We start from the raw sequence: 24,032 nt of genomic DNA on the forward strand, positions 1-24,032 counted from the left end.
TAAAGAAAGAGGCTGGGACAAAACTAAAAATCAACTAGAAAATGGCGAATGATTCTACGATCGAATCATTCGCCATTCGTGTTTTTTGAAAAAACGAGCGGAAGGAGAACCCGACACTCCTACGGAACAGAACGCGGTGAAGACACTGTAGCGGCGCTTTTCCGCGAAAGGGGCTGAGGCCGTTCCCGTGGAAAGGGAGGGATTCTCCAGTAGCGGGTACCTTGCTATGTTTGTATTAATGTTCTGTCTCGGTCTCTTTTTTATTTTAAAAAAACTAATTGAATCGCCCACCTGCGACGACTGTCTTGAGAAAAAGAACCACCTAACAGAAGAGTATGATATTCTTATTCTAGCTGTGTATATGTCATGAAAAGGTGATTATTTGTGAAGAATCAATTTCTAAAGGGAACTTTCTATTTAACGGGAGCAACCTTTCTATCTAAAATTCTTGGATTTATCTACATTATGCCGTTTGTCCTCATTGTAGGAGATTCAGGCTATGCACTCTATAAATACGCGTATGCGCCTTATACATTAATGCTGAGTGTGGCAACACTCGGTTTACCTATGGCTGTTTCTAAGTATGTGGCCAAATATAATAGTCTTGGAGACTATCAGGCAGGAAGAGATCTACTCAATAAAGGGTTAAAGCTTATGATGGGCATGGGTGTGCTAACATTTTTAGCATTGTTCTTTTTAGCGCCGTCTCTTGCATCAGTCGTTATAAAAGAAGGAGATGTGAGCGGGAACACACATGAAGATGTAGTCTACGTCATCCGACTCGTCAGTATTGCTCTACTGATTATTCCGCCAATGAGTATGATGAGAGGATTTTTTCAAGGGAATCAACAGATGGGTCCCTCTGCGTTTAGTACCGTACTGGAGCAAATTGTTCGCATCCTCTTTATTCTAGCTGGCTCCTTTGCCGTTTTATACATCTTTAACGGTACAGCCACTCAGGCTGTTGGAATAAGTACTATGGGAGCGTTTGTTGGAGGTCTGGCAAGCTTAGGGCTGCTTGTATGGTTTTTTGTAAAAAGAAAGGATTTGTTCCCGGCCTTTCGAAATAAACATGGAGAACACCAACCGATTGAATGGTTACCAATGCTTAAGGAGCTAACAAGCTATGCCATTCCTTTTGTATTAGTAGGGCTTGCCATTCCTCTCTATCAGAACATTGATACCTTTACCATTAATAACTTGTTAACAAATGCTGGTTATAGTTTGATGGAGGCAGAGCAGGTAAATGCGATCATTGGCCTTGCTCAAATTCTTGTACTCGTTCCAGTTTCACTTGCGACAGCGTTTAGTATCTCGCTTATTCCAAATATTACTGGATCCTTTAGTAAGGGAGACATGAAGGACGTAACAGACAAGATTAAACAAACGTTTATTTTACTTATGTTTGTCCTGTTACCTGCAGTAGTGGGGATGACATTGTTAAGCGACCCGATCTACACTAGCATTTTTGGCGAGAACAACCAGCCTGAACTTGGTGGACGTATTCTTGCCTGGTATGCACCAATGGGCATTCTCTTTTCGTTATTTTCCGTTGCGGCAGCCATTTTACAAGGAATTAATAAGCAAAAGCAGGCGATCATTGGCTTGGGGCTCGGTGTTGTAGTCAAAGTTATACTTAATGCGTTGCTGATCCCTCACTTTTATGAGCTTGGTCCAATAATCGCAACGTATGCTGGATATTTTGTGTCTGTTTGTTATTTAACAGCAGTCATTTACCGCAATGTTAACATACCGGTTGTAAAGCTTCTAAAACCACTTGTTCCAATTGGCTTGATGGTTGTCCTGATGATGGTCGTTGTCGTAGCGACTGAGTTTCTTGTTCGCTTGGCTTTAACGGATGTAATTGATAATTATCCACTTTCGTTCATTGTTACAGGAGTCTCTGTTTTAGCTGGAGCCGGTGTGTATCTTGTTGTGAGTAAGCAGACTGGTTTGATTCGATTGATTGTTAGAAAAAATGGTTGATTAAAGAATATTATGCTTGAGACATAACTAAAAATCATTAAAAAATGGCGAATGATTCAATTACAGAATCATTCGCCATTGGTGATTTTATTTGAACAAGCGGAGGGAGAACCCGAGACTCCTACGGAACAGAACGCGGTGAAGACACTGTAGCGGCGCCCTTTCCGCGAGAGGGGCTGAGGCCGTTCCCGTGGAAAGCGAGGGATTCTCCTGTAGCGGATTCGAAGCTATGTTCGTGTTTTACTATCTGTGTTAATGTTATGTCCTCGGCCTCGGTTGTTTCATTCCATCTCAATAATCAACTTCGGATGCTGATTCTCCTGCTTAATCTGCTTTAGCAGGTGACGTTTGAAGAAGTACATCACCCACAGATGGAACTTAGCCTGAGTGAATGTGTATATAAACCAGGGTAAGGAGGGTTTATACTCATGAATGGCAATAATGCATTCCTGAGAGTTTGGAATCTGTCTGAACTCAAGACGTCCTCTTCCAGATGTCTCTTCGCGCTTAGCGAAGGTGCCGCCTGAGATATAGAAGAGTGCACGGCTCTCGTTACTTCGATCGTGTGAGTACGTTAACGAAAGTAACGGTTCATTACCAAGCATGTAGATCTTCGCATTGCGATCCTGGTCAACAGAGGTTCGAATGAGTGGTCGACCAAATTCTTCTAACCAGTCAATGTAACGGGATGCAGCCCAAGAGGCCGTTTTGCCCTCGGGTAGCAGTACCCTCTGAACAGAACGTACATCAGAGATCACTGGCTTCGAACGGGAGCTTGAATTAGAAGAGTCTTTCTCTTGTTTTTGTTGCTGTTCTTCTTTTTCCTTTTTCTCTTGTTCTTCCTGCTCGAGCGCTGATTTCGCAGCTTCTTTAAACGATATCTTCCCGTAGCTTAAGTCTTTGTCCATGTTCTCAGGATTTGCAACCATGGGATGAATCAAGCTTTCAATCAACGGGTAGACCATCTCACGAGGCGTGCCGGTTGTTACACTTACCCACAATCGAGAAAGCTTTACTGTCATAAACGGAATATTGAGTAGCTTTCTTTTTTTGCCCATGACTTCCGCTGTGTCGATCATCATTTCCTTATAGGTCATGATTTCAGGCCCGCCGACATCAATGGATTCGCCTGAGAGTTTTTTATTGCCGATACTTCCTTTTAACGCATGTAATACATCCTGAAGCGCAATCGGATGTGTTTTTTGACGTGTCCATTTAGGTAATGCCATCATCGGTAATCTTTTAACAAGTTTCTTAACAATTGGAAACGAGGAGCCTTTAGGGCCAACGATTAAGCCTGCACGAACGGTTGTCACAGGAACACCGTAGGAAGAGAGGACTTTTTCAACCTCCAGTCGGCTACGTAAATGTCGTGATAGCTCATCCGCATCCGGTGGAATAATTCCGCTTAAGTAAATGATTTGCTTCACACCATTTTTCTTAGCGGCTTGAGCAAAGTTATCGGCCAAAATAAGATCCATGTCTTCAAATTTAGCCTGAGTTAACTTTGCGGAAGGCATCATGGAATGGACCAGGTACACTGCATAGTCAGCGCCTTCAAGCGCTTTTTCGGCATCCTTAAGGGAGAACAGGTCAGCTGATCTCCAGGTTACATTCTCTGAGTCTTCGTATTTATCCCCATTACGTGACAAAGCAATGATATCCGCTTGCTTTCCAAGTTTTTTCAGTAGGTTATTCCCGATATATCCGCTTGCTCCTGTTAGGGCGATGACGGGTCTTTTTTCATTTGTTGTTTGGTTATCCATTGCGCACGCTCCTCGTCTTAACTTCACTATGTGTATGGTTACCCTTGAACGAGTGGTTATAATCTACTCATCTTATTTTCGTCCGAAGTTCATATGGACATAGCGTCCGTAGAAGTATCCATATACACCGAATAAAATAAGTCCGATTGCTACAACACCAAGAAGCCATTGACCATAAGGTTGTTGTGAAAGTTCATATAAGGCCCCATCCATTCCCTGTGTATCATCTGCGTCAGCATTTAGGGCAGTTTGAATGAGGAAAACACCAATTAAAGCAAATACGATCGCACGCGAAACTAAGCCCATTCGCCCAATGGTTCTAGTCAGATTCCATTCATGTTTGTTCATTTCAGCCTTCTTAAATTCTTTTAAAAATAAGCCTGAGATTGCTTTATAGCCTTCGTATAGCGCATAGACAATAATACCAATACCAATTGCCCCGATAATCCATTGACCAAAGGGCTGTGATAACAGAATCTGTGAGTAAGTTTCTTCGTCACTGCCCCCAGATCCGCCAGAATGAGTGGCAAAGGAAAAGGCATTAAAGGCCAAGCTGGCATAAATCAAGGCACTTCCAACAAAGCCAGCACGAACAAAAACCCCTTTTATTCCTTTACCAAAATGACCTGTATCAACTGAGGCTCGAATGAACATCCAAACGACGTAACCCATGAGTCCAATGCCTACTAACCATAAAACCACTTCTCCAAAGGGCATACTAGCAAGAGTTTGTAAGGCACCATTTGTATCTTCTGTATCTCCACCGACTCCCATTGCTGTCATAAAAGCAAGCACACCAATTAAAATATACACGAACCCTTGAGACATGTACCCAAATCGACCCAAGCGTCTAATCCAAGGTTTTGACTCATCTTTGGCTTCAGACGCTTTTTGTTTTGTTTGTTGCTTCGTTGGAGTGTGCTTTGCCACTGTTCTCAGTCCTTTCAGTTATCTGTCTATAAGATTCCCCAATCCCGGTAGACCAAACCAAAACAAAAAGCTAGTGACTCCGTGGAGAATCACTAGCTTCTTTATCTTTTATTTCGTTAAAATAATCGGTTCTTCCTTCGTCACAATAATCGTATGTTCATATTGAGCCACAAAGCTGTTATCTGCCGTTGTCAGGGTCCATCCATCATCAAGCTGATAGACGTCCTCAGCCTTAGTTGAGACGAATGGTTCAAAGGCAATGACTTCTCCGTCTTTAAATAGCTTTGTATCACGTGAGTTGTAATAATTGAAGATATGCTCAGGTGAATCATGTAATGATAAACCAATGCCGTGTCCTGTTAGGTTTTTAATGACTGTAAACCCATGCTCTTGGGCCGTTTGGAACACTGCGCGACCAACTCCATTTTGTTTAGAGCCTGCTCTAAACTTTTTAAGGCCAGCATCGAATGTGTTTTTCGTTGCTTCAATGAGATCTGTTAAAATTGGCTCGCCTTTTCCGACAACGAAAGAATGACCCGTATCTGCGAAGTATCCATTTAATGAGCCAGATACATCGATATTTACAATATCTCCTTCTTTAATAACGCGAGATCCAGGGATACCGTGTGCTACTTCTTCATTGACGCATATACATGTGTATCCAGGGAAATCGTACGTACTGATTGGTGCAGAGATCGCACCAAATTTCTTAAAAAGCTTTCCTCCGATCTCATCGATTTCTTTTGTTGTCACTCCCGGCTTCGTATGGAGGGTGAGCTCCTCTCGAATTTCTGCAACAATTTTTCCTATTTCCTTTAGTCCGTGTAAGTCTGTTTCGTTTTGTACGATCATACGTGCATTCTCCTTCATATATAGATGTCTATCTTTATGCTATGTGTATTTGTCTAGGGTTTAGTCTGTTACAACTTCACTACCATTTATTCTACGCTTAAGTATAGCGTACATCAATGGATTAGCAAAAACGTATGAGTTCCTTGGGTAAAGAAAAAGACGAGGATTCGATGATCACTCGTCTTCACATTTCTTAAAACGCACCGCTTCCACCGCCGCTTCCACCAACTCCGCCGCCTGGAGAACTGCCGGATGGGGAAGAAGATGGGGCCGCACTTGAACTAGCTGTATTCATGCTCGCTTGCGCAACTACGGAGATTGCAATAAATGTTGTCACATCAAATGAGTAGGCAGCCATAGCTTGAGGCTGACCCTTAAACACTTCTTCAAGTTCTGTATTTTTAGCTTTTAAGTTCTTATCTCCTGTACCGATACCATAGATGATTGCACGCATTAAATCATCTTGCTTCCAGCTTGTCATTTCAGCTGCTGGAATCGTTGCGGCTTGCTTGCTGAATTGATTCCATTCATAGACGATACGCGCGCCTTCGGTTGTTCGTGGGTGATAGAAAATCGCGTAACCAACATACCCGATAAAAAGCAGAATAGAAAAGAACAACCACATTGGTAAATCATACATAGGAAAGAGTACAAACAGTGGAACAAAGATCAGACTGGCAAGCCCAATCGTTAAACGGTAAGCCGTTTTGTTTTGGAGTAAATTTGCTTCCTTCATCTCTTCTCTAATGGCGGTTTTCCATTTGTGATCATAATGCTGATACGCTTCGTGATTTTTCTTGTCTTTCGCATAACTCTCTAACTGCTGAAGGGAGAACGATTTTCCATCTCCAATCGCATCAAACAGCCACTCAATTAAGATCTGCTCTGACTTGGAAGCACCCTCTTTATCAATCAATGTAAATTGATTCGTATCATGTTCTTTCACAAATCCTTTTCGCATAAGGTCAAGCAATCCTGCAGCCATTGCTTCTGGACGGAGTGTGCTCTTTGTGTAGAGAATCGTTGCCAGCATGCCAAGCTTTTGTTTAGGAATGTGTTTGGCTGCTTGGTATTCCTGCTCAAATGATTTGTAGATTTGCCTGCTTCTTAAATAAGAACCAAAAATTAAAATGAATAGAAGAAGCCCGGCAAGCGGAATAAAAATGACCGCGAAGCTTGAAAGGCGATCCTGCATGGAAGTAAACGCAGCTGCCTCATCCTTTACTTCTTGCTCATCAGTTAAGATGGTTTCTCCCATCTCTTGATTAATAACCGTTGCATTTGTAAATAATTCGCTTGGATAGGCTACTCGAATAAATCCATTTGATCCATCAGAAACAGTCCCAAGAGAATACTGAACAGTACCATCTTCTTGTATCGTTTCTTTTCCAAAGGTTTCATCCTTGCCATAAGCGATTACTTCATTTGTTTCTGCTGGTGGATGGATGATCACAGTCATATCTTCATAAGGAACTTCGCCACTTGAATCGAAGAATGACCAGTTAAAATCAGCGACATCCTGATACACGGTTGCACCGTTTGTAATGGTGTAAGTAAGATCAAGAGTAACAGTTTCATAACTGCCTGGACGCATGATTTTATAAAGTGCTCCGTCTTGCTCAACCTCTAGGGGCTGACCATTTTCTGAAGCCTCAACGTTTGTGATTTCCGTGTTTTCTTTTTGATAAAGGGTTCTTGTTAATCCGTTAAAATCATCCTCAAAGTCGTACACATGTGTTTCTTTAACCGAGACATCCCCGTTTTCTAAAATAGTGGCATCTATCGTTGATTCTGGAATCGTGAAATCAATCGCAAACGCCTGATGGGGAACAAACAGCAATGTAAGTAAAAGGAGGGGAATCAGCATCATCGTTCGTTTTATCATGAGTTGCACCTGCTTTCTTTCTAATTCATACGTGTCATGGAAAAAAAGGTTTCAAAAAGTGAAACGTATTCTGGATAAATCCGTAAATAAATAAAGAGGGGTGACTTATGAAACAAAACATACAAAAGCCAGACCAGAAGATATCAGAGAAAGCAGCAAGTGTATGGAGAATTTCTTCTGCCATCACACATGCCATTACTTTGCTCATACTAGGTACAGTCATTTTCTTGCATCATTATTACGAATGGGTAGAGTGGATTGGGTACGTGCTCTATGTGTTCATAGCTATTGATTTTCTTTATGCTCTCTACAAAATAATTATTTATCCCATTTATATGCAACGAACGTGGAGATACCGAGTGGATGATGAATACATACAAATGAAGTATGGAGTAATTGATCAAGAACATGTACTAGTTCCTATGGTGAAGGTGTTGCATGTCAGTACAAACCAAGGGCCAATTCTAAGAAGGTATGGGTTATCTACCATTACCATTGGGACAACAGCTTCATCACATGAGATTCCAGCATTACCTAATGAGGAAGCCGAAGACCTCCGTGAAAAAATCGCTGTGCTCGCGAAGGTGTATGAAAATGAGTGAGCAAACAATCCAATTAAATCATCCGTACCGGCTACATGCTTCCTTTTTGTTGTCTGAGCTCGTTGGAACGATTAAAAACTATTTTTTTCCGATCATTTTATTGTGGATTGTCAATGCTAATTCAGATTCAACATTTCTACTCATTGCTAAATGGGGACTATTAGTGGTCATTGCTATCTCCATCGTTTCGTCTATCCTAGAGTGGATCCATTTTCGTTATCAGTTCACGGATACCGATCTTCAAATAAAGAAGGGTGGGCTTGTACGAAAGGAGCAATATATCCAGTATCATCGTATTCAAAATGTCTCGAGAACGACAAATCTTATTGGCAAAATTTTTCGAGTAACAACCATTAAGCTTGAAACCGAAGCACAGGATGATGCGACCGTTCATTTGAAAATGGTGACACACAAGCAAGCAACTGCTATTCAAACCTTTCTTGAATGGAAGAGCAATCATAAGGCAAATGACATTGAATCTAGTGATGATGTATCAACTCTAAGCAAATCACTTCACTATAAAGTAACAAAAAAAGAACTACTTAAAGCATCCTTTACATCATTTAGTATTGTGGCACTCATTCCAATCTTGATGACAATCTTCTTTAACATAGATGAGGTATTTTCATTAGATGGTCATGTTGACACAGTGGTAAGTTTTCTTCAGGATCATTGGATCTGGCTGACCATCGCAATCATTGGTTTGTTGATTGTCTCATGCTTGTTTGGAGTCGTAACGACCTTTTTACAGTATGGCCGTTTTGAAGTGAGAAGTGATGAAAAGCGCATCTATATCAAAAAAGGGATCATTCAAGAAAAAGAAAATTCCATTCTAAAGAGTAAAGTACAAGGAGTGGTCGTTTCAAAAAGTATTATTAGGCGCTGGTTTGGGATTGCAAAGGTCCGATTGATTTGTGCAGGAGGAGAAATGGAAACAGATGAAACGGAGTCTGCTGTCATTTTTCCTTTTATATCCGTTAAACGAATTCCAGAGCTTCTGCCAGAGATCATTCCTGGTTTTGTGTATCAACAGCCTGAACGTAGACTCCCGCGTCGTGCACTTTGGGTAAAGCTGCTACGTCCAAGTTACTTTTGGGTTATTGTAACAGTCGTTGTCTTTATATTCTGGAGTCACTTATGGTATCTGTCGCCTATCCTCCTCGCATTAATCATATGTAATCGATTAATGGATTACCGGTTTACAAGGTATCAAATTACGGAATCGATTACACAGTATGAAATAGGTGGCGTGTTCAACGAATTAACGACAACCGGCATGAAAAAGGTGGAAGAAGTGAAGGTGACTAGGTCATGGCTTCAGCGTCGGTTTGGGCTCGCATCTATTCAAGTCGCTACACGTGGAAAACCGGTTCAATTTATTATGATTAATGATATCCCAGAGAGTGATGCGTTCGATTATTACATGTGGTATGAACAGTTTGTCAACGAACGTTATCACTTTTATGTAGAACAAAACAAAAAGCAAGAGATGATCAATGATAACGGGGAGTTTAACGAAGCTGACGTAGGAATGGAAGAAAATGATATAAAATAAAGCATACGTAAGTAAGAGCTATTTGTTAACGTTTTTTTCGATTCTGGTGAAAAATAGTTAGATTCCCGAAGTAAGCATTCCAATCTGATTTGAGTTATAATACTTCGATATGACTTTATAAGACTTAGATTGGGATGAAAAAGAATGAATGATCGTATAATCGTGCCTCTTTGGGCATTTGGACTTTTTATTGTTATCATGAACACAACCATGTTTAATGTGTCGATACCAGGTATTATTGGACAATTAGATGTAACGGCTGAGCTCGGTTCTTGGATTATCTCTAGTTACTCAATTGGTTATGCATTAACAACGGTCATTTATAGCCGTTTGTCTGATTCTGTATCTATTCGGCTTCTTATTGCAGTTGGTGTAACGGTACTCACAACCGGTTCCGTTTCCGGAATCTTTGCCACAGATTTTAACACGCTTCTCCTGGCAAGAATCTTGCAATCAGCGGGGGCAGGAGCCATCGCGGGTCTTGGCATGATTATTGTTAGTCGTTATATTCCATATGAACGACGCGGAAGTGCGCTTGCTTTAATATCAGCGGCAAGTGCCATGGCTTTTGGGATGGGGCCAATCGTTGGTGGTGTTGTCTATCAAACCTTTGGCTGGTCTGGTTTGTTTGCCATTACTTGTTTAGTTATTTTAATCTTCCCGGTTATCATTCCGCTTCTTCCTAAAGAAGAGCCAAAAGCATTTCAATTTGATGTGATTGGTGGTTTGTTAACCGTCATTAATACCATCACATTGTTACTTGCTGTCACACAACGTTCCATTTGGATGCTTGTTGTATGTATTGCCACTATAGTTATCCATGGCTTTTACGTGAAGCGTGACAAGCCTACCTTTATACGGAAAGAGCTGCTAAAGCAACCTCCTTACTTGAAGCTTTTGGCTGTAGGATTTTGTGTGATGTCGTTAAACTTAGGGAATCTATTTCTCATGCCACTTGTACTTGCAAATGAGTTTGGTACATCTGCGATGAATATCGGCTTTATGATTGCACCAGGTGCGATTGTAACAGCCATCATTTCAAGGTATGTTGGTCGTGGAATTGATAAATTAGGAAATAGGAAATTTTTATTATGGGGACATGTTCTGCTTGCAGCAGTAGCTGCTGTGTTCGCGTTGTTTACATCAGTGTCTCCGCTTGTAATCTTGATCGGATATCTCTTTTTCTCACCCGCTTTCTCTGCAACCTTAAGTGCATTAAATAATGAGGTATCAAGAATTCTTCCTGATGAGTTTATTGGATCTGGTATGGGAATGATGCAGCTTGCTCAGTTCATGGGTGGGTCATTATCCGTTGCAATCTGTGGGATTTTAATTTCCTTCCATGTCAATGTGTCCATTATTCATGAATATGGGTTTGTGTATGTTTGCTTATTTGCACTCATTCTATGCTCAATGGTTATCTATTTGTGGTTCCAGTTTTCACTACAAAAAGAGGAACGAAAGGCAAGTTCTCTATCATAACGGAGGATACGTAAATGACTAAGCTTTCTTTTTTTGAACAAGTGTATGAACTCGTCGAAGAGATTCCAAAAGGACGAGTGGCTACGTACGGTCAGATTGCACGGCTGCTCGAACAGCCTCATAACGCAAGAGTTGTGGGGTGGGCGATGCGCCAGGCACCAGCTGGACTTCCTAGTCATCGTGTAGTAAAACGATCAGGTGAACCCGCGCCTGATCGTATTCTTTTTAGAGGAGGATACACTCAGCGGGAGCTTCTTGTGGCAGAACTCATTCCCTTTCACTCGAATGGTTGTATTAATCTTTCTGCCTGCATGTGGGAAAGGTGATTAGACAAGTTCGATGATTCGCCTTAAAATAGGAGAAGACTGTACGATGGAATGGGGAGAACGGTGTGACAAAAAGAAAATGGATTTCGCTAGGGATTGCAATCGTAGCTTTAATTGGAATTGCAATCTACTTTGTTGGATTTTATCCAACTCCTTCAGAGCGCGCGTTTGATAAAGGGCTTACATATGTAAAGGAGCAAAACGTTTCCATCCTTCAAATTCATAAGAAGCAAGAGCATGGTCCGTCTGTTTTTTTCTTCAGTGATACCGATCAAGTTGGCATGATAGAGGCGGCACCAGGAGAGGACTTGATTCAGGCAAAGGCACAAAAGAACAATGTGGCTAATGGAATCAGTTTGGTCTCCCTAGCAGGGATTGAAAGACATAGTGGCATCTTACTAGAACGCGAGGACGCAGCGGACATTGAACGTGTCACGTTTGCAAAGGACGAGGAAGAACTTGCCCAGTTTGAAATTGAAGAGGACGACGGCGATTATAGTGGATTCTTAGATGAAAGTAGAAGTCTCTCTGATTACAATGTGATCACGCTAACGAAATCGAATGGGGAGTCGGAAGTGATCATTCTTGATTAAGGAAGGTGAGAAATGGTCTCACTAGATCTTTTAAGAGAAGGAACGGCAAAACAACAAACTGTTTATCGAGTGATACAAGATCTGCATACCATGGAGACTTGGTCTATGTATTCTCCCGTTTTATGTGGGACGATTCCAATCGATATTGATTTAGATACATCTGATTTGGACATAATTATGGAAATCGATACCTCAAACCACGGCAAGGTTCAAAAGGAAATGAAAAGGCTCTATCAAGGTTTTCAAGGCTTTCACACGAAGCGATACGAGGTGAGAGGTATACCGACCCTGAAAGCAAACTTTAACTACCAAGGCTTTGAGTTTGAATTGTTTGCACAGCCCGTTCCTGTAATTGAACAAAATGCCTATGTACATATGGTGATTGAGGCTGCTCTCTTAAAGGAAGATGACTCTATGAGGGAGCAAATCCTGAATTTAAAAAGAGCAGGTATGAAAACAGAGCCAGCCTTTTGTGAAGTGCTTGGACTCAAAGGTGACGCGTATGACGAATTGATTCAGTATGGAAAAAGACGAGGAATGATCTAAGGAGTGAAATGTATATGAAATGGACTAAATCAATTACCGCTGCAATTATGACAAGCTTATTTATCATAAGTGGTTGTGGAACATCAGGACCCGATGAAAATGAAGACGCATCGGTTGCAAACGAAGTCGACATTGATCTTGAAAATCCAACGGTTGTTACAATGACGATGGAGAATGGGGGAGAGATTGTGATGGAGCTCTATCCCGATGTCGCACCAAAAACAGTAGAAAACTTTGTTAAACTCGCCAGTGATGGCTTTTATAACGGATTAACCTTTCACCGTGTCATTCCTGGATTCATGATCCAAGGCGGGGATCCAGAAGGGAACGGTACAGGTGGACCTGACCATTCAGTAGAAGGTGAGTTTTCTAGTAACGGATTTGAGAACAATCTAAGTCATGAACGGGGAGTCGTTTCCATGGCACGCAGTCAGGACCCAGACTCAGCAGGGAGCCAGTTCTTTATTGTCGTGGAGGACTCGACATTTCTTGATGGAGACTATGCGGCGTTCGGTAAGGTGACTGAGGGTATGGATGTAGTGGATGAGATTGTATCTGTCGAAACGAGTGGAGAAAAACCCGTCGAGGGACAAGAGCAAGTAATTGAGACGATTACCGTTCAATAATGATTGAAGAACCACCTTTTCAAAAAAGAAAAGGTGGTTCTTTTTTATGGATTCAGGGGCTTTTCATAAAAGTAAAAGGGATTTTTTCGTTCGGGAAACGTTCGTTCACCTACAAAGGTATAGTGGTGTTTTGTAAATAGTTCTTGTGCCTTGCGATTTAATGAATATGTGTCTACCTTCATGGATGTCATGCCATTCTCAATCGCATAGCTTTCGGCGAAGGTTATAAGTTTTGAAGCAATTCCTTTCTTACGAATAGTTGGATTTACCACTAATCGATGAAAAATCATTGCCTGTTCAACAGGTTGATGCCAATCGAATTTACTATATGCATTGGAGAACTGTTGATCGATTGTGATCGATCCAGCGACCTCGCCATCAAGAATATATACGAAAATGGACTCGTTCTGTACATCCCTTTGAAAGTCCTCAGCCAAAGGGTACTGATCATTCCATTGATCATTCCCTTCTTCTTTCATAACTTTAACCGTTTCTGATGCTATTACTTCTAAATATTGGATATCTATATATTGTGCTGAACGGATCAAAACATTCACCTCGAAACAAAGATATCTCCAAATGTTATCACAGACCCTATAAAATGTCTGTACATTACCCCTTATGCTTCGAGTTTAAACAGTATATTTAGTGAATATTGATAAATAATAAACGTACTTACAAAAGTTTTATTTGGTTGACATGAATATATTCAAGGTGTATATTTTGTGTCCCGAAGTAATAAGGTGTATTCCTTAATTCTACGAAAGAAGGTCCTATTGTGAATTCAACACAGGCATTACCTAAAGAAAAGATCGAAACCGCTTTGAAAGGGAAGGATTTATTAATGAATCCGAGCCTTAATAAAGGAGTGGCATTTACAGAAGATGAAAGAAAAGAATTAGAACTAGAAGGTCTCCTCCCTCCAACTGTTTTAACGATTAAAGAGCAAAGTGATCGTGCATACGAACAGTTTTTAGCGCAACCAACAAATCTCCGGAAGAATGTCGTATTAAGTGATTTAGCGAATCGGAACCGAGTGTTATTTTATCACTTGTTCAGTGAGCACATCGCTGAAATGCTACCTATTGTTTATACTCCAACCGTAGGCACGGCCATTCAAGAATATAGCCATGAATATTATCGTCCCGAAGGCTTATACCTTTCCATAAATAATCTTGATGGAATATCGCAGGCATTTGAGAATATTGACCTTGGTCCAGATGATATAGATATCATTGTTGCAACAGACTCTGAAAGTATTCTAGGAATAGGAGACTGGGGTATCGGTGGAATCAAAATTGCGATTGGAAAGCTTGCTGTGTATACTGCGGCTGCTGGAATAGACCCAAGTCGAGTATTAGCCGTTGTCTTAGATGCTGGTACGAATAACCAGAAACTCCTCGATGATCCTTTATACATTGGTGAACGTCATGAGCGTGTCCGCGGAGAAAAGTATGATCAGTTTATCTCAGCTTATGTTGAAGAAGCACTTAAGAAATTCCCGAGTGCCTTACTTCATTGGGAGGATTTCGGAGGTGCCAATGCTCGTAAAATCATTGATGACTACAAGGAATCTGTTTTAAATTTTAATGACGATATTCAAGGTACAGGTGCCGTAACATTGTCTGCGATTGTGTCTGCATTAAAAGTAACGAATGCACCGATAGAAAAGCAACGAGTGGTCGTTTTTGGACCAGGATCAGCGGGAATTGGGAATGCCGATCAAATCGTTGGAGCAATGAGCCTGAACGGAATAACGGAAGAGGCTGCGTACCAACAATTCTGGGCGGTTGATCAGTTCGGTCTCCTTACTGAAAATAGAGGAAACACAGCAGACTTCCATAAGCCATACCTGCGTCCAGATTCTGAGGTGACTGACTGGGCAAGAAATGAAGAAGGTCAAATCGAGTTGTTAGAGGTCATTAAAAAAGTGAAGCCAACCATTCTTATTGGTACTTCTGGAACAACAGGTGCTTTTAGCGAAGAGGTTGTACGTGAAATGGCGGCTCATACTGAGCGACCGATCATTATGCCAATGTCCAATCCAACGCCTTTAGCAGAAGCTATTCCAGAGGATCTAATTAAATGGACGGATGGAAAAGCTCTTATCGCAACAGGTAGTCCGTTTTCTCCAGTTAGCTACAAAGGTGTTGACTATGAGATCGGTCAAGCCAACAATGCATTTGTATTTCCAGGACTCGGACTTGGAGCTGTAGTCGTAAAAGCAAAACTGTTCACTGAGAAAATGTTTGCTGCCTCTGCTGAAGCTGTAGCAAATGCCACAAAAGGGACGGGAGAAGGCGCTTCGATTCTTCCGAGGGTAGAAGATCTTCGGTCTGTTTCACTAGATGTTGCAGTTGCTGTGGCTAAAGCAGCTATTGAAGATCATGTGGCTCAAGTAACACCAGAAAACGTTGAACAGGCAGTGAAGGAAGCAATGTGGGAGCCAACCTATAAAACCATTGTACCTTCTAAAAAAGCTAACTAAAATTGGGGTCCTGAAAAGTGGGAATTAGTGAAATCTTCATTATCCTGATACCGATATTCTTTGTTATATTACTCGGGTATCTTGCAGGATATTTAAATGTATTTGATAAACATTCATCCAAGGGTATTAATACCCTTGTTACAAAGTTTGCCTTACCAGCTCATTTATTTGTTGGTGTGACAACAACACCTAGGGATGTCCTTATTGCACAATGGCCATTTCTAATTGCTTTGATACTTGGAATTTTTGTTTTTTATCTTCTGATTTATGTGGTCATGAAGTTTGGATTTAAGTTCACCCTTTCAAATGCGGCTATGTTTTCATTAAATTCCGCTCAACCGACCTTTGCTTTTATGGGGATACCAGTACTCGGAAGTTTGTTTGGTTCGGAAGTTGTTGCGGTTCCTATTGCTGTGACTGGTATTGTGGTGAATGCGCTTCTTGATCCAACAGCAACCATTATGGGAACAATTGGACAAAGAGAAAAAGTAGAAAACGAAAAGATGGGGAAAGTGATTATTAAAACCTTTGCGCATGGTCTACGTGAGCCTTTGGCACTTGTACCATTAATTGCAGTGGTCCTTACTCTACTTGGTTTTCATGCACCAGGTTTACTAGCTGATTCGTTTAATGAAATTGGTGATGTAACTTCAGGTGTTGCACTTTTTGCTGTTGGTGTGACGGTAGGTATTAGAAAGATAAGCTTCAATCTATCGGCTTTCAGTATTGCCATTTTAAAAACAATCATTCAGCCAGCGTTAATGTTTTTGATTGCATGGGCGATGGGAATGTCTCAAGCAGATACGACGATGCTCGTATTACTCGTTGCTTTTCCTGGATCAGCAGTTGCTGCTATGATCGCTGTACGATTCGAGTCAATGGAGGCTGAAGCGGGTTCTGCCTTTGTGTTAAGTGCCATTATTTCTGTATTGACCTTACCTTTCTTAATTTCACTTCTGATGTGAGTGAAGACAAACAAAAAGCCTTCAAAAATGATTAACATTTTTGAAGGCTTTTCACTTTTTAATTCAGCTTGAACGTATTGGAACTTTTTTCATGCTGATACGTAAATAAACACAGGAAAGAAAGGATGTGGTGAAATGGACTTATATATTAAACAACGGATCTTCACGTTTAATGACCAATTTACTGTGGCTGACCTGCAAGGAAATCAGTTATATGACGTACAAGGGAAATTCTTTTCATTCGGAGACCAATTAACAATATCCGAAGTGGGTGGTTCTAGTGAAATAAAAATCAGACAGAAACTCGCCTCCTGGATGCCTCGTTACTTAATTGAACAGGATGGCCAGGTTATTTGCGAGATGGTAAAGAAATTCACATTCTTCAAAGCCAACTTTGATATACTCCCGCACAACTGGGTAGTAGAAGGGGATGTGTTTAATCATCAATACGTTTTAAAGGATGGATCAACTGAATTAATGAGCGTGACAAAAGAATGGCTATCCTGGGGTGATACGTACCACGTTACCATTCACAACGATGAACGTGTTTTACCTTGTTTGGCTATCATGATTGTGATTGATATGGTTCTTCATAATAAAAAGAGCAGTGGAAGTGGAAACCATTCGTTTGGTGGTAGTCAGTAAGAGATTAGCTTGCAAAATACGTTGATTTTCGGACGAAGAAGAGTGAGAGGCAGAGCAAGAAGAAAAGTCTGCGAACCAAGAACAACAGCGTTAGCAAGAGGTAGAAAAGGTATACCAAGAACAACCTCAATTTAACTAAGAAGCAAAGAGCCTTAGCAAGACCAACGAGCAGCTGACCAAGCCCCGAGCCCAGTCCACCAAGAAACAGGTGCTGATATCAAGGAAAACGTATCTAAAACCAAGCCCGCCTCCTCGATACCAAGCACGATGGCTCCCATACCAAGAAGAAGAAAAGGAATACCAAGAAGCCCGAGAAGCTAATCAAGAACAGCAGCAACAGCAAAAGGAAAGCAAGGAACAAGCCCAGCATTAGTAGCGGGGCTTGATTCTTACGTTCACGGAGCGAGCGTGTCGTACATATACGAATAAAACTGTTCTTTAAGTTCAAGTGTACGATCTGGTGAGACTATATGTATGACTCTTAACCCATATGAGTACGTTAGAAAAGAAGAGGCACTTCGGGCTGGGTCAACCTTAGAGTCAATGACTCCACCCATTTGTCCAGCTTTAATCCAGCTTACTGCTTGGCTCTCACTAAACGTATAAAAGGCATTTAAAACCTCTTCAACCTGAGGATTGTCTTTCTTGCTTAGGAGATATGTGAAAATCGCGTTCGTTACGTCTTCTTCCTTCAGAAAGAAGGTTAATCCCTCAGTAATAGCTGAAAGCGGCTCTTCTAATTGAATACAATTGTCCTCCAGAATAGACCAGAATGTAGCATTAATTTTTCTAATATGACTTTGAAGTAACAAACCAAATAACTCGTCTTTGCTACTCACATAATGATAGATAGCACCTTTCGAAACACCAGAATGATCCATTATCATCTTTAAAGTCGTATTAGCGCATCCGTTTTCTTTAATGAGCTGCTCTGTTTGAGCTAAGATATGTAACAAGCTAGCAGGCAGGTTGTGAGTATCCATAGTAGTAAAAATCCTTTCATAAAAACATTGACAAACCGACGGTCGGTACTTTAATCTAGAACCGACCGATGGTTTGTTTTTAGGTTAAGTGGTAATGTGTCAAAAGTCAATCTAATCAGAGGAATGAGGGAGACCGTTGAACATTCATAAAGGAAGAATGAAGCCGAACACCGATCAACCCATTACGATCTTTGTGATTGGGATTAAGATTACTAAGCTATGGGCCGTACATAAGTGGTTTAAAACATTTATGTCGATGAGACCGATGCTTACAGAGCTATCCCAGCATAAGCAAGAACTAGGTTTTTATCATTCTGAATTCAACTTAACATGGCGCGGTGTCACACTCATTCAATATTGGAAATCGGAAGAGGCGCTTATGAGTTATTCCAGGTCGCCAAAACATCTACAAGCATGGAAGCATTTTAATCAACGAGTAGCCGCTGACTACAGCATCGGTATTTTTCATGAGGCTTACAACGTTCCCGCTCATCAGTATCACTCCATTTTTGTGAATATGCCTGAGATCGGTTTGGTGAAAGCACAGAAATAAGAACTGGATTTTGATGTGTACACTAACTAATTTCTGGGAAAGGGTAAACAGAAGCAAAGGAAGCGAGGAGAGATGAGATGAACACTCGGGCCGGCTTACTGTTTACTGGTTTCTTGATGATCGGTTTAGTGGCGTGTGGAGACAATGATCAAACGGATGCTTCAAATGAAGAGAATGAAACAGGTGACGAAACAGTTGTCCAAGAGCCATCTGTTGAAATTGAAGAGGATCAGGAGGATGGGGAAGAGTCGGAAGTTCCTGAAAGTGAGAGCGAAGTGGAAGCGGAAGAACACAATTCGGATGTTCAAGAGCTTAAGAGATTTGATTCAAGCGAAGAACGAGAAGCGAAGACAACCAAAGAAGATGAGTATGTAGTAAATGGTTTGTTTGTTGGCGGTGAGATTACCGATGGCAAGGTCATCGATGAAATGGATCATGGGCTGCATGACGGATTTGAACGCTTGGTACTGGATGTGTATGAAGGAAATTTTCAAGAAGTGAGAGGCCAAGCTAAGATTCCTAACTATTTTGAAGTCGCACAGGAATACTATCCTGCCAGGCTGGTTTATACCTTAAATGGTATTCGTGATCAGGCCGACGAATTTCCGAGTTTTGACGAGTCTGCCCTTTTTTCTTACATGGATATACTCCCTGTTTTTGATGATTCAATGATGATACTCGCTTCCTATTTTATTGAAAGCGTTGAATATGAAGTGTTTGAAATGCATGATCCAGGAAAAATCGTTACCGATGTTCGAATGCTAGAGAAAGAAGAGCATCCTTCTGTTTTTTCTGTGAGGACGAGGTCAATTTACCCTCCTGATGAAACAGTTGCTGATATTCAAAATTTTTCAACGGAACTTGATGTCACTGAGAATGAACACGTCAGAACCATTCATTCCAAAGATGAAACACTATTTGTGGAAGAAGGGTATTACCGGACAATGGAAGAAGCAGAGGCAAGAGTTGCAGAGCTTCAGGATGACTTGGATTTTGAGCTTCATATTGAAGAACGTGGAATGTTTGATCTACCAGAAGTGATCGAATAAACAAAAAAGCGAGTGCCCTAATCATAAATGGGCATTCGCTTTTTTCATTTTATTCTATTCCTCAAAAGGTACCCAGCCACGAGCGTTCATAATTAAATTCCAAAGTGGTTCTGGGAGTGTATATGTTTCTTTTTGACTAACTTTAATGACTGTTTGGATGTTGGCCTCTTCGCCATTCTTCACCATGTTCACCCAGTTAGGCTCGATCAGAAGCTCTCTTCCGATGGCTACAAAGTCCATGTCCTCATCCTCTAAAACGGCTACTGCTTGAGCTGGTGTATGGACTGAACCAACTCCAACGATTGGTACTTGCTTCCCAACTCGCTCTTTAATGAGGCTTAGTCTACTTCTTGTTTCATCTGCGCCTCTACGTGCTTTTGAATGAGCTTCCATAAGAGAGACATGAAGATAATCAAGTTCTTTTTGTGCGAGTGCATCAACGAGTACAAAGGTATCCTCCATCGTTAAACCAGGTGTTTCTGGTTCTTCAGGAGAAAAACGGTACCCTACTAAGAAGTTCTCTGCACCCTCAGTTGCCACCGCGCTTTTTACTGCATCAACAATGGCTAACGGGAAAGCGAGACGGTCTGATGCGGACTCTCCGCCCCATGCATCTGTTCGTTTATTTGTATGTGGAGAAAAGAATTGTTGAATTAAGTAGCCATTGGCACCATGGATTTCAACTCCATCAAATCCGGCTTTAATCGCTCTTGTTGTTGCAGAGCCAAAGCCTTCGATGATTTCTTTGACCTCTGCATCCGATAGGCCACGAGATCCTTTTTCAGGAAGGTCACTTGCACTTAATACGTCACCATTTGGTACTAGATCAGGAGGGCACTGCAAGCCGCCGTGATGAATTTGAATAACAGCCTTAGCACCCTTCGCATGAATGGTTTCAGCAAGTCTTTTTAAACCAGGTATGTGTGCATCATCATAGATACCTGGCTGACCCGGGAAGGCTTTGCCGTTTACGTGAACATTGGCACAGGCCGTAATGACGATTCCTGGACCATCTGAGCGAGCACCAATAAATGGGATCTCTTGCTCCGAGATTGTTCCGTCATCATTTGAGCTATAGTGCGTCATCGGTGCAACCATAATTCGGTTCTCGGTTTGTACACCGCTTCTAAATGTAAATGGTTCAAAAAGAGGTTGATAAGCTGACTTCATCTTCAACAGCCTTCTTTCGTTCAATTTTGTTTGTTCCTTTGCTCAGTTTAGGTGGTTAACTCATTCTCTGCAAACCATCTGCTCATGTTTGGACTTATGACAACATATTTGCTTTTTTTCGCAAAAACCCTTCATCACTGGAGGGCATTTGCATAGGATAAAGCACCTGAATAACTGTCATGCATAAAGAAATAAAACGATACAAGCATCCACATGGGAGGTGATCGAAAGTGAAGCTACGTATTAAAGAGTTGGGAAAATCCTTTCAAAAGGATGGCCAGATTACAGAGGTTTTAAAACCGGTCAACCTGCAAATAGAGAAGGGAAAGTTTGTCAGTGTACTTGGTCCGAGTGGATGTGGGAAATCCACGCTTTTTAATATCATTGCAGGGCTAACCACACCTACATCAGGTGATGTGCTCGTTGATGGCCAGAGTATTCTTAACAGAAGTGGTCAGGTCGGTTATATGCTTCAAAAAGATTTGCTACTACCCTGGCGTACGATTATCCAAAATGTCATTCTTGGACTGGAATTAAAAGGGATAAAGAAAAAAGAAGCAATAGCTGAAGCTCTGCCCCTTCTTGAACGCTACGGGTTAAAAGGATTTGAAAACCATTTTCCAAGTGAATTATCTGGAGGGATGAGGCAACGGGCGGCTCTGTTGCGAACGTTCCTGTACGATGCAGACATCATGCTATTAGATGAACCTTTTGCGGCGCTTGATGCACAGACAAAAGGTCAAATGCAGTCCTGGCTGCTTAAGATGTGGGCTGATGTAGAGAAAACAATCATGTTTGTGACACATGACATTGATGAAGCCATTTTTTTATCGGATACCATCTATGTTCTCTCAGCGAGGCCAGGTTCAGTCAAAGCTGTACTTGAAGTTGATCTGAAACGTCCTCGCCAAAGAGAAGATCTGTTAACCGATGAATTTCTAGACATGAAACGTACCTTGTACCATTTACTTTCACAAGAAGAAAAGGAGGGAGAGCCAAGTGAGCGCGGTGAGCAAACAGAACAAAAAGGCAGGTGATGGAGAAGAAGGATCAGGCAAGTGGTTCTCCTTCTATACCATTTTAGGTAGGTGTCTGGTCGGGATCTTTATTATAGCTGGCTGGGAACTCGGGGTTCGGTTTGGATTGGTTGATTCATACTACTGGAGTTCACCAACAGTCATTCTTGAAAAAGGCTGGTTTCAATTAACAGAGAGCACATTGATTCAAGACCTACTGTTTACGTCTGGGGCCACCATATATGGGTTCGTGCTTGGAACTGTAATTGGGGCGGTGATTGGTCTTTCCTTTTGGTGGTCAAAATTGTATGCAGTCATTAGTGAGCCTTACTTAGTCGCATTTAATGCCATTCCTAAATTAGCATTAGCTCCCGTTCTTGTAATTCTGATCGGGATAGGGTTTTCCTCAAAAGTGGTTCTCGCTTTTAGTATGACGGTCATTGTAACAGCTTTGGCAGCTTATAGCGGAGTGAAGCAGATTGATCCCGATATGGAGAAGCTTCTCTATACACTTGGGGCAAAAAGACGACATGTCTTCTCAAAAGTAGTCATTCCTTCATCATTGCCTTGGATTATCAGTAGCCTGCGAATCAATATTGCTCTTGCTCTCGCCGGAACCATTGTCGGTGAGTTTATAGCTTCAAGAGAAGGGATTGGACGCATGATTCTTTATGCAGGGCAAATCCTCGATATCGATTTGGTTTGGGTTGGTGTAACGGTACTCTCGCTATTGGCCTTATTCATGTACTGGTTTGTTGGATTAATCGAACGATGGCTACTTAAAAAAATTGGGCAACAACCTTAAGGAGGTATGGAACGGATGCTTAGAACGTTAAAGTCAAAAGCAACGATTGTATGCATGATTGCATGTGGCGTACTACTTGCTAGTTGTAGCGGCAGTAACGAGGTTGAACTTGAAAAGGTATCTATTGCTGAGCCTGCACATTTAACCGGGTATTTACCATTATATATTGCCATTCAAGAGGGGTATTTTGAAGAAGAAGGACTTGATGTAGAGATGGTCACAGCTGCCGGAGGGGCACATGTTACATCACTCGTTAGTGGAGAGGTATGGGGTAACATTGCTGGACCTGACTCAAATGAGCTTGCAAACGATGGAAATAGTGATCCCATTGTAGCAGTAGCAAACGTTGTAAATCGGGCGAATGTGTATCTCATGGCCGAAAAGGGAACACAGCCAGACGGAGACAGTGACGAAGAGCTTGCCGATTTTATCAAGGGTAAGAATATAGCTGCAAGCAGATACGGAGGAAGTCCAAACCTATTAACAAGATCATTACTCATTGATCTTGGCATTGATTTAGAAAATGACGTAACGCTTGAGGAACCTGCGGATGTCACGGCGGTCATTGCATTAGTTGAACAAGGGAAATCTCAAATGGCAAATGGTGCGGAACCAACGATCGCTGAAGGAATAAACAAAGGAATCTGGGAAGAGCCATTCTTTGGATTTCCATCACTTGGAGATTACCCTTACTCCGTGATTAGTGTGAAGCAATCCACAATTGACGAGGACCCAGAACAGGTTCAAGGCTTTGTTCGAGCGATCTTACGTGGACTTGAGACAGTCTATGGGGACCCGGAACTTGCCGAAGAGGTCCTGCGTAAAGAATTCCCAACTCTTAGCGACGAACAGGTTGAAGCTACGCAAGACCGAGCATACAAGGATGAACATTGGAGTAAGGACGGCATCATTACAGAAGAAGCATTAGCCAAAACAATGGATGTCCTAAAGAAAACCGGTATTTACGACCAACCGTACTCATACGAAAAAATGGTAGATATGCAGTTTGTTGAGGATAGCGAGTAACGATAGAAAAGGAAGCTAGGACAAAACTACAAATTGATTAAATTGGGCAAATGATTCATTGAGTGAATCATCTGCTTTTCTTTTTTTAATGGGACAAGTTAAGCGAGTGTTCTCCCGAAGCGGAAATTCACCACATTTTCTACAAAAAGTTGTTTACTAATGTTCGTTATTGTTCGATAATAA

At 41.5% G+C, this 24,032-nt stretch carries 24 protein-coding genes; 17 read left to right on the forward strand and 7 right to left on the reverse strand.

All coding sequences use genetic code 11. From position 1 onward, the window contains the following. Positions 1-384: 384 nt before the first annotated feature. Positions 385-1,986: a putative polysaccharide biosynthesis protein gene (locus JNO66_RS12955; RefSeq protein WP_203088756.1), complete on the forward strand. Its 1,602-nt coding sequence runs from the start codon at positions 385-387 to the stop codon at positions 1,984-1,986. A 281-nt stretch (positions 1,987-2,267) separates the two neighbouring features. On the opposite strand, the gene JNO66_RS12960 is transcribed toward JNO66_RS12955, so the two are convergent. The 4 genes from JNO66_RS12960 to JNO66_RS12975 all read right to left on the reverse strand — a co-directional run bounded on the left by JNO66_RS12960 (position 2,268) and on the right by JNO66_RS12975 (position 7,419). Further along, complete coding sequence (locus tag JNO66_RS12960) at positions 2,268-3,752, reverse strand: NAD(P)H-binding protein (RefSeq protein ID WP_203088758.1); 1,485 nt, start codon at positions 3,750-3,752, stop codon at positions 2,268-2,270. A 72-nt stretch (positions 3,753-3,824) separates the two neighbouring features. Further along, entirely contained in the window at positions 3,825-4,682 is an 858-nt protein-coding gene (locus JNO66_RS12965; RefSeq protein ID WP_273753301.1) for a DUF1206 domain-containing protein, read from the reverse strand. 108 nt (positions 4,683-4,790) lie between these two features. Continuing rightward, positions 4,791-5,534, reverse strand: a complete 744-nt coding sequence (map, locus tag JNO66_RS12970) for a type I methionyl aminopeptidase (RefSeq protein ID WP_203088760.1) — start codon at positions 5,532-5,534, stop codon at positions 4,791-4,793. Between the two features lie 193 nt (positions 5,535-5,727). Further along, entirely contained in the window at positions 5,728-7,419 is a 1,692-nt protein-coding gene (locus JNO66_RS12975; RefSeq protein ID WP_203088762.1) for a DUF2207 domain-containing protein, read from the reverse strand. 107 nt (positions 7,420-7,526) lie between these two features. On the opposite strand from JNO66_RS12975, the gene JNO66_RS12980 reads away from it, so the two are divergent. From JNO66_RS12980 to JNO66_RS13010, 7 genes are all read left to right on the forward strand, one after another. Beyond that, positions 7,527-8,021: a PH domain-containing protein gene (locus tag JNO66_RS12980; protein WP_203088766.1), complete on the forward strand. Its 495-nt coding sequence runs from the start codon at positions 7,527-7,529 to the stop codon at positions 8,019-8,021. Then, positions 8,014-9,576: a PH domain-containing protein gene (locus tag JNO66_RS12985; protein ID WP_203088767.1), complete on the forward strand. Its 1,563-nt coding sequence runs from the start codon at positions 8,014-8,016 to the stop codon at positions 9,574-9,576. Before JNO66_RS12980 ends, JNO66_RS12985 begins: the two co-directional genes overlap by 8 nt. Before the next feature lie 144 nt (positions 9,577-9,720). Then, positions 9,721-11,058 (forward strand): MFS transporter, encoded by a 1,338-nt coding sequence (locus tag JNO66_RS12990; protein WP_203088769.1) that lies wholly within the window; start codon positions 9,721-9,723, stop codon positions 11,056-11,058. Between the two features lie 14 nt (positions 11,059-11,072). Then, on the forward strand, positions 11,073-11,384 hold the full coding sequence (locus JNO66_RS12995; RefSeq protein ID WP_203088771.1) for an MGMT family protein: 312 nt from the start codon (positions 11,073-11,075) through the stop codon (positions 11,382-11,384). A 65-nt stretch (positions 11,385-11,449) separates the two neighbouring features. After that, positions 11,450-11,977 (forward strand): hypothetical protein, encoded by a 528-nt coding sequence (locus JNO66_RS13000; RefSeq protein WP_203088773.1) that lies wholly within the window; start codon positions 11,450-11,452, stop codon positions 11,975-11,977. 12 nt (positions 11,978-11,989) lie between these two features. Then, the gene (locus tag JNO66_RS13005; RefSeq protein WP_203088775.1) at positions 11,990-12,523 is read left to right on the forward strand and encodes a DUF4269 domain-containing protein; all 534 of its coding nucleotides are present in this window, start codon (positions 11,990-11,992) and stop codon (positions 12,521-12,523) included. A 14-nt stretch (positions 12,524-12,537) separates the two neighbouring features. After that, positions 12,538-13,149, forward strand: coding sequence for a peptidylprolyl isomerase (locus JNO66_RS13010; RefSeq protein WP_307730733.1), 612 nt, complete (start codon positions 12,538-12,540; stop codon positions 13,147-13,149). Between the two features lie 44 nt (positions 13,150-13,193). On the opposite strand, the gene JNO66_RS13015 is transcribed toward JNO66_RS13010, so the two are convergent. Then, a complete protein-coding gene (locus tag JNO66_RS13015) occupies positions 13,194-13,706 on the reverse strand; it encodes a GNAT family N-acetyltransferase (protein ID WP_210340872.1) in 513 nt (170 codons plus the stop codon). Between the two features lie 221 nt (positions 13,707-13,927). Here JNO66_RS13015 and JNO66_RS13020 point away from each other — a divergent pair, with 221 nt between their 5' ends. The 4 genes from JNO66_RS13020 (at position 13,928) to JNO66_RS20455 (ending at position 17,620) form a co-directional block, all read left to right on the forward strand. Further along, positions 13,928-15,637 (forward strand): NAD-dependent malic enzyme, encoded by a 1,710-nt coding sequence (locus JNO66_RS13020; protein ID WP_273753295.1) that lies wholly within the window; start codon positions 13,928-13,930, stop codon positions 15,635-15,637. A 17-nt stretch (positions 15,638-15,654) separates the two neighbouring features. After that, positions 15,655-16,602, forward strand: coding sequence for an AEC family transporter (locus JNO66_RS13025; RefSeq protein WP_203088779.1), 948 nt, complete (start codon positions 15,655-15,657; stop codon positions 16,600-16,602). Between the two features lie 135 nt (positions 16,603-16,737). Then, positions 16,738-17,247, forward strand: a complete 510-nt coding sequence (locus JNO66_RS13030; RefSeq protein WP_203088781.1) for an LURP-one-related/scramblase family protein — start codon at positions 16,738-16,740, stop codon at positions 17,245-17,247. 208 nt (positions 17,248-17,455) lie between these two features. Further along, positions 17,456-17,620 (forward strand): hypothetical protein, encoded by a 165-nt coding sequence (locus JNO66_RS20455; protein WP_210340873.1) that lies wholly within the window; start codon positions 17,456-17,458, stop codon positions 17,618-17,620. Between the two features lie 22 nt (positions 17,621-17,642). On the opposite strand, the gene JNO66_RS13035 is transcribed toward JNO66_RS20455, so the two are convergent. Next, complete coding sequence (locus JNO66_RS13035) at positions 17,643-18,230, reverse strand: TetR/AcrR family transcriptional regulator (RefSeq protein WP_203088783.1); 588 nt, start codon at positions 18,228-18,230, stop codon at positions 17,643-17,645. Between the two features lie 136 nt (positions 18,231-18,366). Here JNO66_RS13035 and JNO66_RS13040 point away from each other — a divergent pair, with 136 nt between their 5' ends. Together JNO66_RS13040 and JNO66_RS13045 are read left to right on the forward strand one after the other, a co-directional pair. Further along, positions 18,367-18,783, forward strand: a complete 417-nt coding sequence (locus JNO66_RS13040; RefSeq protein WP_203088785.1) for a DUF4188 domain-containing protein — start codon at positions 18,367-18,369, stop codon at positions 18,781-18,783. A 77-nt stretch (positions 18,784-18,860) separates the two neighbouring features. Then, positions 18,861-19,832 (forward strand): hypothetical protein, encoded by a 972-nt coding sequence (locus JNO66_RS13045; protein WP_203088787.1) that lies wholly within the window; start codon positions 18,861-18,863, stop codon positions 19,830-19,832. A gap of 54 nt (positions 19,833-19,886) precedes the next feature. Here JNO66_RS13045 and JNO66_RS13050 read toward each other — a convergent pair whose 3' ends face one another. Further along, positions 19,887-21,002 carry an NADH-dependent flavin oxidoreductase gene (locus JNO66_RS13050; RefSeq protein ID WP_203088789.1) on the reverse strand — a complete coding sequence of 372 codons (1,116 nt, stop codon included), beginning with the start codon at positions 21,000-21,002 and terminating at the stop codon, positions 19,887-19,889. A gap of 230 nt (positions 21,003-21,232) precedes the next feature. Here JNO66_RS13050 and JNO66_RS13055 point away from each other — a divergent pair, with 230 nt between their 5' ends. From JNO66_RS13055 to JNO66_RS13065, 3 genes are read left to right on the forward strand one after another with little or no spacing between them, the layout of a single operon-like run. After that, a complete protein-coding gene (locus JNO66_RS13055; protein ID WP_203088790.1) occupies positions 21,233-22,039 on the forward strand; it encodes an ABC transporter ATP-binding protein in 807 nt (268 codons plus the stop codon). After that, on the forward strand, positions 22,002-22,823 hold the full coding sequence (locus JNO66_RS13060) for an ABC transporter permease (protein ID WP_273753293.1): 822 nt from the start codon (positions 22,002-22,004) through the stop codon (positions 22,821-22,823). Before JNO66_RS13055 ends, JNO66_RS13060 begins: the two co-directional genes overlap by 38 nt. Before the next feature lie 15 nt (positions 22,824-22,838). Next, the gene (locus JNO66_RS13065; protein WP_203088791.1) at positions 22,839-23,849 is read left to right on the forward strand and encodes an ABC transporter substrate-binding protein; all 1,011 of its coding nucleotides are present in this window, start codon (positions 22,839-22,841) and stop codon (positions 23,847-23,849) included. The last annotated feature ends 183 nt before the right edge of the window (positions 23,850-24,032 follow it).

It is taken from the genome of Alkalicoccobacillus gibsonii (assembly GCF_016798245.1).
GTDB lineage: Bacteria > Bacillota > Bacilli > Bacillales > Bacillaceae_D > Alkalicoccobacillus > Alkalicoccobacillus gibsonii.